The sequence below is a fragment of the Brevibacterium permense genome, from assembly GCF_025506275.1.
Classification (GTDB): Bacteria; Actinomycetota; Actinomycetes; order Actinomycetales; family Brevibacteriaceae; genus Brevibacterium; species Brevibacterium permense_A.
This window is the reverse complement of sequence record NZ_QYCP01000093.1, coordinates 1-15,477: the sequence shown is the minus strand read 5'-3', so window position 1 is coordinate 15,477 and position 15,477 is coordinate 1. Positions and strand designations below refer to the sequence as shown.

The window sequence follows — 15,477 nt, the reverse complement described above, 5'->3', positions numbered from 1 at the left end:
GGGCTGGATAGACTTTCCTGGTGTTCAATAACTATCGGGAAATTCTGTCGCTTCCCGGTGCGCTCAAGTTCTCCTTGGCCGGTCTCGTCGCCCGAATGCCCATCGCAGTGCTGGGTCTGGGCATCGTCCTCTTCATCCAGGGCGTGACCGGGTCCTACGGCATGGCGGGCATCGTCTCTGCCGTGTACATGATCATCCAAGCGCTTGCCGGCCCCGGGATCGCACGCCTCGTCGACCGCCTCGGCCAGGCGAAGGTCATGGTGCCCATCGTCGTCACCCACCTCATCGCGTTGGCCCTGCTCATCGTCTCCGTGTACGAGGAATGGTGGACGGGATTCGTCTTCGTCTTCGCCGGCATCGGCGGCGCCACCGTCGGCTCCGTCGGCTCCCTGGTGCGATCGCGCTGGTCGCATATCGTCGACACGCCGAAGAAGCTGCAGACCGCGTTCTCATGGGAATCGGTCGCCGATGAGCTGATGTTCGTCTCCGGACCGGTGCTGGCCACGGTGCTCGCCACCGCCGTGTGGCCGCCGGCCGGAATCATCCTCTCGATGATCACCGTCGGCGTGGGATCGCTCCTGCTCTACATCCAGAAGTCGACCGAGCCCCCACCGGTGGAGCGGACGACCGAGGCGAAGGGCCACGTGTTCTCGAACCCGGGCATCTTCGCGATCATCATCGTCAATATCTTCCTCGGCGTGAACTTCGGCGCCATCGACGTCATCGCCGTCGCCTTCGCCGACGAACTCGGTGTGAAGTCCACCGCCGGCGTGCTGCTGTCCTGCCTGGCGCTGGGGTCGCTGATCTCCGGCGCGCTGTACGGAGCCCGCAACTGGCAGGCCGCCGTTCACCACCGCTTCGGCGTGGCCGTGTCCGCACTGGCCGTGGGCGCGTGCCTGATGCTGCTGGCGAACTCGATGGTCACCTACGGCATCATCCTCATCGTCGTCGGATCGGCGATCGCACCGAGCCTCATCGGCGCGAACTCCGTCATCGAGCAGCTCGCTCCCCCGCGCCGCCTCACCGAGGCGTTCGCCTGGTTGGGCACATCGCTGGGCTTCGGCGTCGCCTTCGGATCGGCGGTCGCCGGCAACGTCATCGACGCCTACGATGCGAAGACTGCAATGCTGCTGCCCGCCGGCTGCGCGGTTCTGGGGGCTGTGATTGCCCTGTCGCTGCTCAAGCTGCTCAACCCTTCCAGGTCGAGTCACGAGGCGCGACTGGAGAAGGACCGTCGGCGCGAGCGAGTTGTGGAATCGTAAAGCGCGCTGAAGCAAGCGCTTGCGCGATCGCTGTCTCGCGCGCTGGTGTCACGTGCAATGGGCGGCAGTGCCGCATGCCGGCGACCGCCTCGGCGAGCATCCGTCATCGTCAGTGCCACGCCCTCGCGTGAGTCTCTTTTCGCACCGGCCGGTGCGCATCCATCACCCATAGCGAGAAAACACCCCGTTGCGACGGGGTGATTTCGCGTTTGCGGGAGGTGATGTACGGAGGCGGCGACGGCCCACTGGCTCAGCGCGGCCGTGGTGGCCCGATCGCGAGCCTGCGCGATCCCGCTACTGCAGGGCCTCCTCGGCGAAATCCCCACCAACTCTGCTGTCCACCTGTATGAACGACCCCAGACTGCCTGTACCAATGCCGCATAGCGGGCGGATGAGGGAGCGCGCAGGGTGGATCTGACACAACTACGAGGAGGTAGTCACGTGAAAGAAGCACCCACCGGCTCACCATCGAGCACGGCGACCGACGGCGGGAATCAGCTGAAGAAGGGCCTCAAGCAGCGTCACCTCACGATGCTTGCACTCGGCGGAGTGATCGGCGCGGGCCTGTTCGTCGGGTCAAGCGCCATCATCGCCGATGCCGGACCGCTGGCCTTCGTCTCCTACGGCATCACCGGGATCATCGTCTTCCTCGTCATGCGCATGCTCGGCGAGATGGCGGCTGCCAAACCGACCACCGGCTCATTCACCGACTATGCCCATATGGGGCTCGGCCGCTGGGCGGGCTTCACCACCGGCTGGCTGTACTGGTACTTCTGGGTCATCCTCGTCGGCTTCGAAGCCGTGGTCTGCGGACAGACGATCCAACGCTGGTTCCCCGACATCCCGGTCTGGGCCACCGCCGGCACCGTCCTGGTCATCATGACGCTGGTCAACCTCATGTCCGTCGGCACATTCGGAGAGGCCGAATACTGGTTTGCGAGCATCAAGGTCGCGGCCATCATCGTCTTCATCGCCATCTGCGCGGCCTTCGTCGTCGGACTCTGGCCCGGTCAGTCCGCGGACTTCAGCAACCTCACCGCACACGGCGGACTGCTGCCCAACGGCGTGCTCACCCTCTTCACCGGAGTCGTCGCCGTGGTCTTCTCGATGACCGGCGTCGAAGTCGCCACCATCGCCGCAGCCGAGTCAGAGGAACCGGTCAAGGCCATCCGCCGGGCGGTCAATTCCGTCGTGTTCCGCATCCTCGCGTTCTTCATCCTCTCGATGATCCTCATCGTCATCGTCGTTCCCTGGAACACCATCGTGCCGGGCGAATCACCGTTCGTGACTGCGCTCGACCACATCGGAGTGCCCGCAACGGCTGACCTGCTCAACCTCGTCATCGTCATCGCCGCACTCTCCGTCCTCAACACGGGGATGTACACGGCATCGCGGATGCTCTTCGTCATGGGCAACCGCGGGGACGCACCGAAGGTCCTGACGACGACGAACAAACGCGGCGTTCCCGTCATCGGCATCCTCTCGTGCACCGTCATCGGGTATGGATGCGTCGCACTGTCGGCGCTTTTCCCCGAGGATGTCTTCGACTTCCTCATCAACTCCTCAGGAGCCGTGTTCCTCTTCGTCTACCTGATGATCTGCCTCTCGGAACTCAAGCTGCGCCGCAAGTGGGAGAAGGAGAAGCCGGAGGTCCTCGTCTTCAGGATGTGGCTCTACCCGTACCTGCCCGCAGCAGTGACGATCGTCATCGCTGCCGTGCTCATCAGCATGCTCTTCCGCTCCGACCTGCGCATCGAGCTCCTGCAGGGACTGGCGGTGTGGGCGATCCTGTCGATCATCCACTTCGCCACCCGCCGTCGCCGACAGACTCCTTCAGTCGGCGACGATGTCGGCGAGGTCAATGCCGGTGCGGCGAGCGCTCTCGATCGCCAACCACAGCAGCGCCGTTCCCCGCGATGAGGCGGGCGCGAAGCCGATGAGTTCGGTGACCTTGTTCATTCGGTAGACGAGGGTCTGCCGGTGGATGGTCAGCTGTTCGGCGCTGCGACTCCAGTTGCCGTCGTTGCCGAGGAATACCCTCACCGAGGCGACCAGATCGGTGGAGTTCGCCCGATCGTAGTCGATGACCGGACCGAGAATCCCTCGGACCAGGCTCCTCACCTCGGCAGGAGTCGCGGGGAACATCGACACGGTCTGGTCGTCGTCGTACCTGACGACGGGTGATTGCAGCTCCACTGCACGTGATCCTGCCAGCTTCGCTTGGCGGACCACCTCGGGGAAGGAGGAATTCGAGGTCAGCGTCGAGCTGACACCGGTGACGACGTCAGGGCCGACCGCCTCGGCGATTCTGTGCAGAAGATCAATGTCGTCGGGGACGACGCCCAGCAGCTGAGAGCCCTGGCGGAACAGCAACGGGGCAAGTCCATCGAGCCACGTGCGGCGGTGCACATCGCCATCGGCCGGTTCGGCCTCGGAGGTCGACCTCCAGCAGGCGATGACCACCGCCTCTGTCAGTCCGCGCCGGTTGAGCTCGGGCCACACCGCCGAGGGTGTGATCGTCTCTGCCAGCAGCCCGGAGAAGAGCTCCTGACCTGATTGCCGCAGTCGGTCCTGCTCTGCGCCTCGGTAGCGGAACTCCATGGTGAGCAGCCCGACAACATGAGCCAACAGGGGTTTGTCCGGCAGCGCATCGACGAGCGGTGAAGCGACCAGCCGGAGGTGGGGATCACCGGGCAGCGCAATCGCTTCGGCGGCGGTGTCCGGGGCGTCGCTGAGACCCGCGCGCTCGGCATGACGACCGGCGAACAGAACGGTGTCCTCCCGTTCATCCCATAGGCACAGCGCCCACCCGCTGATCTTCTCCAGAGCGCTGAGCCGTTTGCCGATGCTCTGTCCGGTTTCGACCTCCATGCTGTTGACGTCATACAGACGTCTGATCGCTGCGATGCGACGTCGTTCGGCATCGATGGAGCTTTCGATGACGGCTCGGGCAAGAGTGACGAACTGCAGATCGAACCGACCGGTGAGCACCGGGAACTTGCGCGCGGTCGCAGCTTCCAGCATCTGCTCGCTTGCCGCGGGACTCTTCGGTCCGAGCGCGAGAACGAGTGCGCTGACTCCGGCGTCGACGATCTTATCCAACCATTCCACCTGGTCAGCAGGGGCTTTGGGGATTCCCGGGCCGGTGGTCATCACCAGGTCTCCGGATCCTACCCAGTTCCATGGGTCGTCGAGATCGCACACGTGTGCCCACGTGACCATCCGATGGCCGCCGGCCTGACCGGCCACGAACTCGAGGCCCATCGTCGGCAGGGCAGCCAGATCATCTACCGAGATCATCATCATCCTTCATTGGAGTGCCCTGTCGAATCGGGCGGACAGATCCACATCATCACATGCGCGAGCCGGACGAGACTAGCCAAACGTATGAAAGGGAGACAGAAGGCTGTGCACATCACGGGTGCCTGGGCGCAGAACGACCGCGAATACTGATCTCATACAGCTCAACAGCACTCCACTGACCCTCCAACGAAGGAGACCCCGTGCGCACTTCCCACTCCCCCAATACGCTCGCAGACACCACCGGCTCGACTGTCGCAGCGACACCGGCTGAGGGGACACCGACCACGTCGCAGGAGACAGCCCTGTGGAAGACCGACCGGACCGGGCAACGGCGGGCGGCTTTGGATGAGGACATCACCGTCGACGTCGCCGTCGTCGGGGCCGGCTACACAGGATCGTGGACCGCGTATTACCTGCTCAGGGAAGACCCGAGCCTCAGGGTCGCCATCGTGGAGAAGGAGGTCGCCGGCTTCGGTGCATCCGGTCGCAACGGCGGCTGGGCCTCGGCGATCTTTCCGATCTCGCTGGCTCGGGTCGCCCATTTCCACGGGCACACTGCGGCACTCGACCTGCAGCACGCGATGAACGACGCCGTTGACGAGATCGGTCGGGTCAGCACTGACGAAGGCATCGACTGCGACTATGCGAAGGAAGGGTTCATCTCCTTGGCGCGCAACCCGGCACAGCTGGCCAGGGCGCGGGCATCGGTCAAGGCGACGGAGGACTTCGGTGCCCACGGTCAGTTCAAATTCCTCGACGCCGCCGAGGCGGCCGACCAGGTCAGGGCCACCTCGGTGCTTGGTGCGACGTTCACTCCGCACTGTGCGGTCATCCAACCCGATCACCTCGTGCGAGGGCTGGCGGCGTGGGTCGAATCGCACGGTGGAACCATCTATGAGGACACCCCCGCCCTGACGATGGAATCCGGTCGAGTGGGGACCCCTGGCGGGGTCGTCTCCGCCGAGGTGGTCGTGCGGGCAACCGAGGCCTACACCCCCGAATTCCCGCAGTACCGACGCGAAGTCGCACCGCTGTATTCGCTGGTGGTGGCTACCGAACCGCTGTCTGCCGACCTCCGCTCCGAGCTCGGGCTCGACGGCCGGAAGGCATTCAACGATCTGCGGAATCTGCGCATCTACGCCCAGTCGACAGCCGATGGACGGATCGTGTTCGGCGGACGCGGAGCCCCGTATCACTTCATGTCCCGGGTCGATCCGCGGTTCGACACCGACACTCGCATCCACAACAAGATCGTCGACACCATGCACGACTTCTTCCCACAGCTGCGCGACGTGCCCATCGCCCACCGCTGGGGCGGACCGCTCGGAGTCCCCCGCGACTGGTTCCCCTCGGTCGGACTCGACCGCTCCCGCGGAATCGCCTGGGCCGGACCCTACGTCGGCGATGGAGTCGCCACCAGCAACCTGGCGGCGCGAGTCCTGCGCAACCTCATCCTCAATAAGCCCGACGAGCTCAACTCCCTGCCGATCGTCGACCACCGGTCACCGAAGTGGGAGATCGAACCGTTCCGTTGGGTCGGGGTCAATGCCGGACTGGCCGCGGCCGAGCTCGGGGACTTCGAGGAGCGGATCACGAAGCGGCCCTCGAAGATCTCGGCTCTGCTCGAAAAGCTCACCGGGGCGCACTGACCTCAATCCGTTCCACGTCTGCCAACCACCAATACTCACTTCCAAACTCAAACTCACACTCAGAAGGGATTCCCATGACCACTCTCACTCACATTCCCGCCAACGACATCGACGGCTCACTCAAGGATGCCGGCGTGCGCGCAGGCGCCGACAGCGGCAATCCCCTGCTGCGCACTCTCCCCGTCGACCCGGGCAACAGCGCTCAGACCGGGATCTGGGAGTGCCAGCCCGGCGGCTGGCCGGTCATCGACCGCCCCGATACCGAGGTCTGCTACATCCTCTCCGGGCGCGCGACTCTGACCGATGACGAGTCCGGGCAGCAGGTGGAGATCTCGACAGGTTCGTTCGTCGTCTTGCCTGTCGGCTGGACCGGACGCTGAGATGTCACAGAGACGGTGCGCAAGGTCTACGTCATCTACTGAGCGCCCAGGCCCTGTGTTGCAGCCCTCACCATTGGTGCCATACCCGCGCTTAAGTCACGCTTCGCACCGGCACGTGCGCATCCATCACCCATAGCGCGAAAACACCCCGTTGCGGCGGGGTGTTTTCGCGTTTGCGGGATGTGATGCGCGGAAGGGATGGCGGCGCGACCGCTCAGCCCAGCACCAGTGGCTCAAACGCGAGCCTGCGGGGTACGGAACAGCGGGGCCGCCTCGGCAATGTCAAATATCATTGACATCACAATGTCAAACATGCTTTACTTATTGACGTAAAGAGAAGTTGACATCAAGGAACGGTATGGAAGTTCAGACCTCGGACCTCAAGCAGGTCCGCAAGGCTGCGGGGCTGACGCAGGCACAGTTGGCCCAGCTCACCGGGGTGTCGCGGCAGACGATCATCGCGACCGAGCGCGGCGACTACGCCCCCAGCGTCTATCTGGCGCTGCGCATCGCCCGAGCCTTGGACACGACAGTCGAAGAGATCTTCTCACTTCAGGAGGAATCGTCGTGAACAACGTCAGAGCCGAGAAGAACCGCCCCAAACGATTGGCCGAGAGGATTGCCGGCTTCGATGACCCCTCGATGGGTGATGAACGCGAACGCGACGTCATTCTGCGGGCGTATACATTGGGCGCCGTCGTCTCCACCTACGTGTTCTTCGCGCTCGGGCTCATCTTCGCCGTGCTCGGCGCGGGAATGTGGAGTGTGTTGGTCGTTCTCGGGTCGATGGTCACCAGCATCGTCGTCTCTGCGTACTGCAAGCGCGAGAATGTGGACTTCTCAATGGCTATGGCCCGTGTTTCGCCGAGGCGGCTGATCGTCGGCAACATTGTCGGATCGGTGTTCGCGATCGTGTGGGTCGGTGCAATTGTCTTCCACATAAGTAAGGGCTATCCGCTCATCGATGCCGGTATGGGAGCGAGCGCAACGTTCGGCGCTTCAACCAGCACCTACTCCATCGTGATCGGTGCGGCCCTCGGTTTCGTCATCACGATCACCCTGATGACGATCTCCCGGGTGCGCAAAATCAAGCAGGCCCGCGCCGAGGCGGCCGCCGCCGACGATATCGAGGACGAGGACTGACTCGCCTCTCTCCGGAATTCGCGCAACCGACACCTATGCTCGCGCATACAGCACCATTGCTCCGGCACCCATCACCGTCAGCACTGAAACACCCCGGTCCGCCGGGGTGTTTTGCTGTCTGCGGTGGGGGATACCGCCATCTCGCCCCTGCTACGCTGGAGGCTCCGTGAAAGATATCGAGGAGGTGGTACCCGTGAACGCAGTATCGAGGGTGCTCCCCTGCGGAGTCACGGTCGGACGATAGGTCGTCCGGGAGCGCCGATCATTCATCGCACTCCCGAAAGGCGCGGCCATGCACTTCACTACTGAACAGCACCTCGACGACGACATCGTCGAACGTCGATTCCGCCTCGGCGATATACCGGGAATCTTGTGGACTCCCGCAATTGCGGATGCGGCAGATCCGGTTCCGATCATCCTCATGGGCCAGCCCGGCGGCATCGGCATGGAGCGGATGTATCCGCGGTTGGCGGCACGTGCCCGCTGTTCAGCCGCACACGGATTCGCTTCGGCCTGCCTTGAGGCTCCCGGCTCGGGCGATCGCCTTCCGATTCCCGGGATGGACCAGGCGCGAAACCAGCTGCGCTCGGCCGTCTTCGCCGGTGAGAAGCCCTCCACCGATGTCATCGATGCGCTCATCCTGCCACTCGTCGACCGGGCGGTCCCGGAATGGCAGTCTGCGCTCGACGAGTTTCTCCGCCTGCCTGAGATCGCCGATCGCGTCGGGTTCTCCGGCGGAGTCATTGCCATTGCCACGCGGTTGACTGCGATTGATTCGCGGATCTCTGCCGCAGGACTTTTCGCCGGCAGCTTCATTCCGCGCTCCACCCTGGAGGAAGCTCGTCAGGTGACGAATCCGCTTCACGTCCTCCTGCAGTGGGATGACGAAGGCAATGACCGGGAGGCCTCCCTCGAACTCTTCGACGCCTTCGCTTCTAAGGAGAAGACGCTCTACGCCAATATGGGCGGACACACCGGAGTCCCGGAATTCGCCGGCGACGATGCCGCCCGGTTCTTCGCCCGGCACCTCACGATGCGCTGAACGCCGAGGCGGGGAACCCTGGGGACGAGGAGATACTCCTACAGCCCCGCCGCCTCACGCCCAGTCCTTCTTCGCCGATGTTTCGCCGACTCCGGCGTTGAAGACGTTGTGCGGGTCGAGTTCCTTGAAGTGGGCCTCCATCTCCGGCGGCACGTGGTAGAGCCTGCCGAAGTTGTGTTCGGCGGGCACAGCCGCACCGCGGGCTTCGAGCAGCTCGGTCATCTGCTTCTTCAGCGCCACCGGATCGACGCCCTTCTTCGCCACATGATCCTGGTGGAAGACGTGGCAGAAGAAGTGGCCGTAGTAGGAGCTGATGTGCAGCTGGTCGGCGATCTCGTCGGGCAGCACCTCGAGCCAGTCCTCGTCATCTCGACGCAGTGCCACGTCGAAGGTGATCATGTCCGAGGAGTCCTCGCGGTTGAGGTTGAAGTACCGTGTTGCGGCACTCGCCGCACCGAAACGGTGGAGCATTGCCGACTGAGCCTCATCGGCACTGCACACGAAATACTCACCGTGGTGAGCATCCTCGGCGAAGAAATCGTCGAGGAACGCCCCCATCCGCGCTTTCTCCTCGGCGCTGACGACGAGGAGAAGATGATGCTCGAACCGGTCGCGGTACTCGAGCATCCGCTTGGGCAGCTGCTGCGGGAGCAGGCCGAACGCGTTCTGCGCGATCGTGTCGGCGACGGTTTCGCCGAAGAACGGCAGCTTCGCGAACACGCCGTTGGCCCAGTTCTTCAGCGCGAACAGCTTGATCTGCTCGCGGCTGCCGGCATGCTTGATCGAGACGAACGTGTCCTTGCCGTACTTCTCGGCGAGGTCGAATGACGGCCGGCCCATGTATTCGCCCGAGATCGGCAGGGGCATGTCCGAGGTGAGGATCGCCCGTCGCAGATCCTCGAGCTCGGTCGGGGAGTTCGTACCGACGTAGAACGTGGTCGCTCCCTCCTCCTTCGGGAAGGTCCGGGTGCGCACGGCGAAGACCATGAGCTTTCCGGCCGAACCTGAGGCCTCGTACAGGTAGTCGGAGTTCGAGTTGAATCGGGCCGGGGAATCGACGATTTTGCGGACCTGCTCCCCGTACTCGGTCTCCATCGTGTCCTCGGGCGCGGGAGTGACGCCTGCCGGGTCCCAATCGCCGCGTTGGAGTTTGTCGAGGATATGGGCGGGGTCGTCACCGAGCTCCACGCCAAGGTGGTTGACGAGTTCGAGTCGCCCTTCCTCGTTGACGCGGGCGAAGATCGCGTGCTTCGTGAACGCCGGACCCTTGCGGATCTGGGAACCGCCGGAGTTGTTGGCGACGCCGCCGATGACCGATGCACCGATCGAGGACGAGCCGATGACCGAGTGGGGTTCGCGGTGCAGCGGGGCGAGTTTCTCGTCGAGTTCGTACAGGGTGGATCCGGCCAGGCAGATCGCTTCGCGGGCGTCGTTGATGAGGTAGATCTCGTTGATCCGCAAGGTCGAGATAATGACGATCGGGCGGTCGTAGTCCTGCGCACCGGGGCCGGAACCGCCGGTCAGGCCGGTGTTGGCCGACTGCGGAATGACAATGAGGTCGTTGTCGACGCAGACCTGCAGGGCCCGCCACATGTCGACGAGGCTGCCCGGTCGCAGCACTGCCAACACATTGCCGCCGCCGAAACGATTGCCCTTGGCGTACGGTGCGGTCGCGCGTGCGGAGGTGAGGACGTGGCGTGGCCCCATGATGTCGATGAACGCGTTGACGGCTGGGGGTTGGTGATTTGTCTTGCCGGGCATATGGTCGATCCCTATCGGTAGGCGACGGTTGTTCTCATGGTATGTGTCTGGGTTCGCAGTCCGCACCCCTTCTTAGAACTACCCGACGGCGGCCCAAATACCTGGCGCCAGGTTGCTGGGCCGCCGTCGGGTAGCAATTAGGGGCGTTTGGTGGATATGGCGACTGTTGTGAGGCAGGCCAGACAGATGACCGCCACCGCCGCTAAAGACACTGTGTACGACAGTACGGGCAGCAGGGCGGCGAGCACGGTGGGCAGCAGGAACCCGGAGTACGCCAGCGAATAGTAGACCCCGGTGATGCCGGCGAGCTCCTGCGGTGAGGCGATGGCCTGGACGATGATGAGCCCGGAGACCACACAGATTCCGTTGGCGACGCCGAGCACGATCGCCACGATGAACGCAAGGATCGGGTCCGCCAGAGGTGCGGCCACCGCACCGAGACCCATCCCCACGGTCATCAGCCCGAGCCCGACGACGAGCGCGCGCCCGCCGGTCAGTCGGTTGATCCATGGCACGATGTTCTGCACCAGCGCACCGGCTCCGAGCGTGACGACGGTGAGCACCGTGGCGTACAGCGTCGCCCACTCCCCCAGCTCGCCCTGCACGATCGCCGGCATCACGGCATAGGCGACCCCGGCGGCACCGAACACCCAGGGCGCGGCCGGCACGATCAGGCGCAGGAACGTCCGGTGCGCCACGAGCGGAACACGCAGACCGTGCCACCAATGCCCGACTGCCCGCTGGTCGCGCGGCATCGATTCCGGCGCGAAGACCACCAGGATCAGCGAGGCGAGGTTGAGCACTCCGTGCACGGCGTAGGGCACGACTTCGGGCACCGGTCCCCATTGGGCCAGGCATCCGGTGACCGCCGCACCCATGGCAAACCCCAAGGTCAGCGTCAGTGAAGGACGCCGGGCACCGGCGGTGATTCCGGCCGAGTGATCGAACGGCGGGGCCGAGAGCTCCTTGATCCAGCTCGTGCCCACCGACATCGCGACCCCGACGCCGATCCCCGCGAGCACCCGACCCAGGCAGAGCAGCCAGAACAGATCGAAACCGAGCCCGAGGCCGAGGCTGCCGGCGATCGCGGCGAGCGATCCGGCGATGAGGACCGGTTTGCGTCCATGCCGATCCGACAGCGCCGAGGCGACCAACAGTCCCGGAATGAGTCCGCCCACGTACATGCCCAGCAGCAGGTTCGCCTGCCAGATGGCGTAGCCGCCGTCCTCTTCATACATGTGCACGAGCGGGGTGAAATGATTGCCGCCCCAAGCGAGCAGGAACATCGCCGGGGCCACCATCAGCCACGCCCTTGAACGTCGTGGCCGCCCCTGTCCGCGATCGGGATCCACCTCGCCGAGGTGGGACCGGGCAGGGTTCGGAACCGGCGCTTCGATGTCCGTGGTGGGGGCTGCCTCGGTGTGGGTATTCCCAATCCCGGTGGGGACTGCCCCGGCGGTGGTGTCGGTCGTGGAGGTCGAGGGGTAAGCGGTCATGGTCCTCCTCAGCGGGACTGCGGGAAGTGGGAGCCCTCGATGTGGTCGTGGACGAGGCGGGAGAAGCCGGTGACGTCGCCCGCCTCGGCGCGGTCAGTGAGCGTTTCGTGCTCGGTCAGGAGCGTGTCGAGGGTGTGCGGCGCGTCGATGGCGACCTGGAAGGTCAGGCGGGCCAGGCGCGGGCCCATGGTGGTGAGCATCTCGGTGACGATGGCGTTGTCGCCGCTGCGGATGAGGCGGGCGTGGAAGGCATAGTCAGCGCTGGCGAAGCCGAGCGGGTCATCGGATTCGAGTGCCGCCCTCTGGTGGTCGAGCAGGGTACGCAGATCGGCGGCCAAAGCGGTGAGGTCGCCGCCGTCGGCCAGTGTCTCGACGGCGTCGATCTCGAACATCGAGCGCACGGCGAGCAGGTCGCGGCGCTCCTTGCCCGTCACCGTGGTCACGAGCGCGCCCTTCTTCGGGACGAGGCGGACGAGTCGCCAGCGCTCGAGCTGGAGCATCGCCTCCCGAGCGGGGGTGCGACTGGCGTTGTGCGCGGCGGCGAGGTCGGACTCGATGAGAAGGTCGCCGGGTTCGTGTCGGCCTTCGATGATCTCCCGGGCGGTCGCCGCGGCCATCCGAACCGCGATCGGAGCGGAGTCGTCGATGCGCTGCCAGGGCAGTGTCAGCAAATCATTCACGGACCCACGATAACAGATGCATACATTGATAGATGCATCAGATCCTGGCTCAGAACTACTTGACGGCGGCCTAGCAACCTCGCGCGAGGTTGCTAGGCCGCCGTCGGGTAGTAATTCAGGTTGGGGAGGTCGCCTGGCCGGTGGTGAGCAGGTGGGTGAGAACGTCGGTGACGGTGACGACGGAGTGGCGTCCGTCGCCGCGTTCGACGAGCGCCAGTTGGGTGCCCTCATCCCGCATCGCTCCGAACGCCCGCACCACGGTCATCGATCCTTCCACGACGGTGACCGGACGGGCCGCCTCGGCGATGGGAGCATCCTCGGCGAGTCCCAGCACATCCCTGACATGCACCACATGACTCAGCGGGCCGTCAGCCTCGGTGCGCACGAGGATGCGACGGTGGCGGTCGCGGCGCGAGACCTCCCGCACCTCACCCGCGGTCGCGGCCGGGCCGACGGCCGTCGGTTCCGGACGGCCGGCCACGAGCTCGGCAAGTGTGAGCCGGGTGAGGTCGAGGGCTCCGAGCAGAGCCTCCGAGGACTCCTTCTCCAGGGTTCCCGCCTGCGCCGAATGCTGCAGCAGCTGCCGCAGATCCTCCGGCGTGTGCGCCTGATCGACCTCGTCGACGGGTTCGACATTGACCAGGCGCAGGCACGCGTTCGCCGCGTTGTTGAGCACGTGCAGCAGCGGGCGGGTGAGGACCATGAAGGCCCGCATCGGCAGTGCCAGCATGATCGCCGAGCGCTCGGGATGCGCCACCGCCCACGACTTCGGCGCCATCTCACCGACGACGAGGTGGAGGAAGGTGACGACGATGAGCGCGAGGACGAAGCCGACGATGTCCGCGATCCACAGCGGCAGGCCGAGCGCCTCGGCGACCGGAGTGATCCAATGGTGGACGGCCGGTTTCGTGATCGCACCGAGCGCCAAGGTACAGGCCGTGATGCCCAGCTGCGATCCAGCCAGCAGCACCGACAGTTCGGTCGAGCTGCGCAGAGCGGCACGGGCCGACCGACTGTCCGCGGCGGCGTCCTCGATGCGGTGCCGTTTCGCGGCGATGAGCGCGAATTCGACGGCGACGAAGAACGCACTGAGGCCGATGATGGCGATCGTGATCACTGTGATGATCCAGGGATTGCTCATCGTTCCACCTCGATTCCGATCCGCAAAATCGAGGGCACATGAGTGGTCATCTCGACGACGTCGATGACGAGATGCTCGGTCTCCGGGGTGCCGTTTCCGCCGAGGCCGGCGGGATCGATCGGCAGCTCGACCGAGACCCGGTCACCGGCCTCGGGGAATCCGCGGAGGTGTTCGATGACGAGTCCCGACAGGGTCTGCGCCGAGGTGGCCGGCAGTTCGCGCTGGAGGGTGCGGGCCACCTCGTCGAGGGGGACGATCCCGGGCGCCGTCCAGGTGCCGTCGCCGGTCTCGACGAGTTCTTCGACGATGCGGTCGTGTTCGTCGACGATGTCACCGACGAGTTCCTCACCGAGGTCCTCCATCGTCAGGATTCCGGCGAAGCCGCCGTATTCGTCGACGACGCAGGCCATCTGCTCCCGGCGTTCGAAGAGCGTTGCCACCGCGTCCGGCAGGGGCAGGGATTCCGGCACGAAGACCGGGTCGCGCAGGAGGGAACGGATCCCGGTCGCGACGGCGGTGTCCATGGAATCCGGGGTCGCCCCGGTGACGGTGCCTGTGGAGTGCGGGGTCGCCTCGGCGAGGACGTCGAGGAGGTCGATCGTCCCGATCACCTGATCGTCGGCGTCGAGCACGGGATAGCGGGAGTGGCCGCGGCTCATCAGGTCGCGGACCTCGTCCAGGAGCGTGTCGATGTCGAGGACGTCGACGCGTGAGCGCGGCACCGTGGCGTGGGCGACGCTCTGCTGTGGGAAGTCGAGGATGCGGTCGAGGATGAGCGAATCGTCGTCGACGATCTCGCCGCCCTCACGGGATTCGGCGACGATATGTTTGAGGTCGCGCCGGGTGGCGGAGTGATCGACGTCGTGGACCGGTTCGATCCCGAGGACGCGCAGCAGGGCGTTCGAGGCCTTGTCGAAGATCGTGATGAGCCAGCCGAACAGGGCCAGATAGATCGAGGTAGAGCGGGCGAGCCAGGTGGCGAGCGCCTCGGGACGGGCGATGGCGAGGTTCTTCGGGAACAGCTCGCCGAAGAGCATTTGGATGAGTGTTGAGACGAGCAGGGCGAGGACGGTGCCGATGAGCACGCCGGTACCGGCAGGGATCGGGGTGCCTCCCAAGGCTTCGCCGACGGCCGAGCCGATGAGCGGTTCGGCCACATAGCCGACGAGCAGGCCGGTGACGGTGATGCCCAGCTGTGCGCCGGAGAGCATGAAGGAGGTGCGGCGGGTGATGGACAGGGCCCGGTCTGCGGCGCGATCACCAGCGGCGGAACGGGCAGCGAGGCGGGAGCGGTCGACGGCCATGTACGCGAATTCCTGCGCCACGAAGTAGCCGGTGGCCACCGTGATGAGAAGGACGACGAGGAGCCCTGCGAGCAACGAGAGCAGCCAGGTCAACGGCGACCACCTGCCCACGCGCTCTGTGCTCGCAGAGCGTCTGCTCGCGCGCTATTGAATTGTTCTGAGGTGCGAAGTGTGATGTCCCAGCCGGGACTTCGATAGTCGTCCATGGTCCTTCCGAAAGTGATCAAGTGGGCGGCCGGTCACAATTATCCTGGCCCCGGCTGGCAGAACGCTGAAACTGCACCCCCAGAACTACCCGACGGCGGCCCAGCAACCT

13 protein-coding genes are annotated in these 15,477 nt (G+C 65.1%); 7 read left to right on the top strand and 6 right to left on the bottom strand.

The features are described from left to right. The first annotated feature begins 20 nt into the window (after positions 1 to 20). Both D3I60_RS14230 and D3I60_RS14225 read left to right on the top strand, forming a co-directional pair. Positions 21 to 1,262 (top strand): MFS transporter, encoded by a 1,242-nt coding sequence (locus D3I60_RS14230; RefSeq protein ID WP_262776934.1) that lies wholly within the window; start codon positions 21 to 23, stop codon positions 1,260 to 1,262. A gap of 441 nt (positions 1,263 to 1,703) precedes the next feature. Further along, positions 1,704 to 3,182 carry an amino acid permease gene (locus tag D3I60_RS14225; protein ID WP_262776933.1) on the top strand — a complete coding sequence of 493 codons (1,479 nt, stop codon included), beginning with the start codon at positions 1,704 to 1,706 and terminating at the stop codon, positions 3,180 to 3,182. Here the strand turns inward: D3I60_RS14225 and D3I60_RS14220 are convergent. Next, positions 3,096 to 4,562 carry a PucR family transcriptional regulator gene (locus D3I60_RS14220; protein ID WP_262776932.1) on the bottom strand — a complete coding sequence of 489 codons (1,467 nt, stop codon included), beginning with the start codon at positions 4,560 to 4,562 and terminating at the stop codon, positions 3,096 to 3,098. The two genes, D3I60_RS14225 and D3I60_RS14220, sit on opposite strands and share 87 nt — an antisense overlap. Before the next feature lie 203 nt (positions 4,563 to 4,765). Here D3I60_RS14220 and D3I60_RS14215 point away from each other — a divergent pair, with 203 nt between their 5' ends. The 5 genes from D3I60_RS14215 (at position 4,766) to D3I60_RS14195 (ending at position 8,779) form a co-directional block, all read left to right on the top strand. Then, positions 4,766 to 6,214 (top strand): NAD(P)/FAD-dependent oxidoreductase, encoded by a 1,449-nt coding sequence (locus D3I60_RS14215; RefSeq protein ID WP_262776931.1) that lies wholly within the window; start codon positions 4,766 to 4,768, stop codon positions 6,212 to 6,214. A 74-nt stretch (positions 6,215 to 6,288) separates the two neighbouring features. Beyond that, positions 6,289 to 6,594 (top strand): cupin domain-containing protein, encoded by a 306-nt coding sequence (locus D3I60_RS14210; RefSeq protein WP_262776930.1) that lies wholly within the window; start codon positions 6,289 to 6,291, stop codon positions 6,592 to 6,594. 358 nt (positions 6,595 to 6,952) lie between these two features. Beyond that, on the top strand, positions 6,953 to 7,165 hold the full coding sequence (locus D3I60_RS14205) for a helix-turn-helix transcriptional regulator (RefSeq protein WP_262776929.1): 213 nt from the start codon (positions 6,953 to 6,955) through the stop codon (positions 7,163 to 7,165). Then, positions 7,162 to 7,737 carry a hypothetical protein gene (locus D3I60_RS14200; RefSeq protein WP_262776928.1) on the top strand — a complete coding sequence of 192 codons (576 nt, stop codon included), beginning with the start codon at positions 7,162 to 7,164 and terminating at the stop codon, positions 7,735 to 7,737. The genes D3I60_RS14205 and D3I60_RS14200 overlap by 4 nt, the downstream gene beginning before the upstream one ends. A gap of 292 nt (positions 7,738 to 8,029) precedes the next feature. Continuing rightward, positions 8,030 to 8,779 (top strand): alpha/beta hydrolase, encoded by a 750-nt coding sequence (locus D3I60_RS14195; RefSeq protein WP_262776927.1) that lies wholly within the window; start codon positions 8,030 to 8,032, stop codon positions 8,777 to 8,779. A 54-nt stretch (positions 8,780 to 8,833) separates the two neighbouring features. On the opposite strand, the gene dld is transcribed toward D3I60_RS14195, so the two are convergent. The 5 genes from dld to D3I60_RS14170 all read right to left on the bottom strand — a co-directional run bounded on the left by dld (position 8,834) and on the right by D3I60_RS14170 (position 15,254). Then, positions 8,834 to 10,540, bottom strand: coding sequence for a D-lactate dehydrogenase (gene dld, locus D3I60_RS14190; protein WP_262776926.1), 1,707 nt, complete (start codon positions 10,538 to 10,540; stop codon positions 8,834 to 8,836). A gap of 137 nt (positions 10,541 to 10,677) precedes the next feature. Then, on the bottom strand, positions 10,678 to 12,036 hold the full coding sequence (locus D3I60_RS14185) for an MFS transporter (RefSeq protein WP_262776925.1): 1,359 nt from the start codon (positions 12,034 to 12,036) through the stop codon (positions 10,678 to 10,680). Between the two features lie 8 nt (positions 12,037 to 12,044). Beyond that, the gene (locus tag D3I60_RS14180) at positions 12,045 to 12,716 is read right to left on the bottom strand and encodes a GntR family transcriptional regulator (RefSeq protein WP_262776924.1); all 672 of its coding nucleotides are present in this window, start codon (positions 12,714 to 12,716) and stop codon (positions 12,045 to 12,047) included. Positions 12,717 to 12,831: 115 nt separating this feature from the next. Then, the gene (locus D3I60_RS14175) at positions 12,832 to 13,857 is read right to left on the bottom strand and encodes a CNNM domain-containing protein (RefSeq protein WP_262776923.1); all 1,026 of its coding nucleotides are present in this window, start codon (positions 13,855 to 13,857) and stop codon (positions 12,832 to 12,834) included. Further along, positions 13,854 to 15,254: a hemolysin family protein gene (locus D3I60_RS14170; RefSeq protein WP_262776922.1), complete on the bottom strand. Its 1,401-nt coding sequence runs from the start codon at positions 15,252 to 15,254 to the stop codon at positions 13,854 to 13,856. The genes D3I60_RS14175 and D3I60_RS14170 overlap by 4 nt, the downstream gene beginning before the upstream one ends. Positions 15,255 to 15,477 lie beyond the last annotated feature (223 nt).

Excerpts from the sequence above, each read along its gene's own strand:
- D3I60_RS14220 (WP_262776932.1), bottom strand. The coding sequence starts at position 4,562 with ATGATCTCGGTAGATGATCTGGCTGCCCTGCCGACGATGGGCCTCGAG.
- D3I60_RS14210 (WP_262776930.1), top strand. The coding sequence starts at position 6,289 with ATGACCACTCTCACTCACATTCCCGCCAACGACATCGACGGCTCACTC.
- D3I60_RS14205 (WP_262776929.1), top strand. The coding sequence starts at position 6,953 with ATGGAAGTTCAGACCTCGGACCTCAAGCAGGTCCGCAAGGCTGCGGGG.
- D3I60_RS14195 (WP_262776927.1), top strand. The coding sequence starts at position 8,030 with ATGCACTTCACTACTGAACAGCACCTCGACGACGACATCGTCGAACGT.
- dld (WP_262776926.1), bottom strand. The coding sequence starts at position 10,540 with ATGCCCGGCAAGACAAATCACCAACCCCCAGCCGTCAACGCGTTCATC.
- D3I60_RS14185 (WP_262776925.1), bottom strand. The coding sequence starts at position 12,036 with ATGACCGCTTACCCCTCGACCTCCACGACCGACACCACCGCCGGGGCA.
- D3I60_RS14175 (WP_262776923.1), bottom strand. The coding sequence starts at position 13,857 with ATGAGCAATCCCTGGATCATCACAGTGATCACGATCGCCATCATCGGC.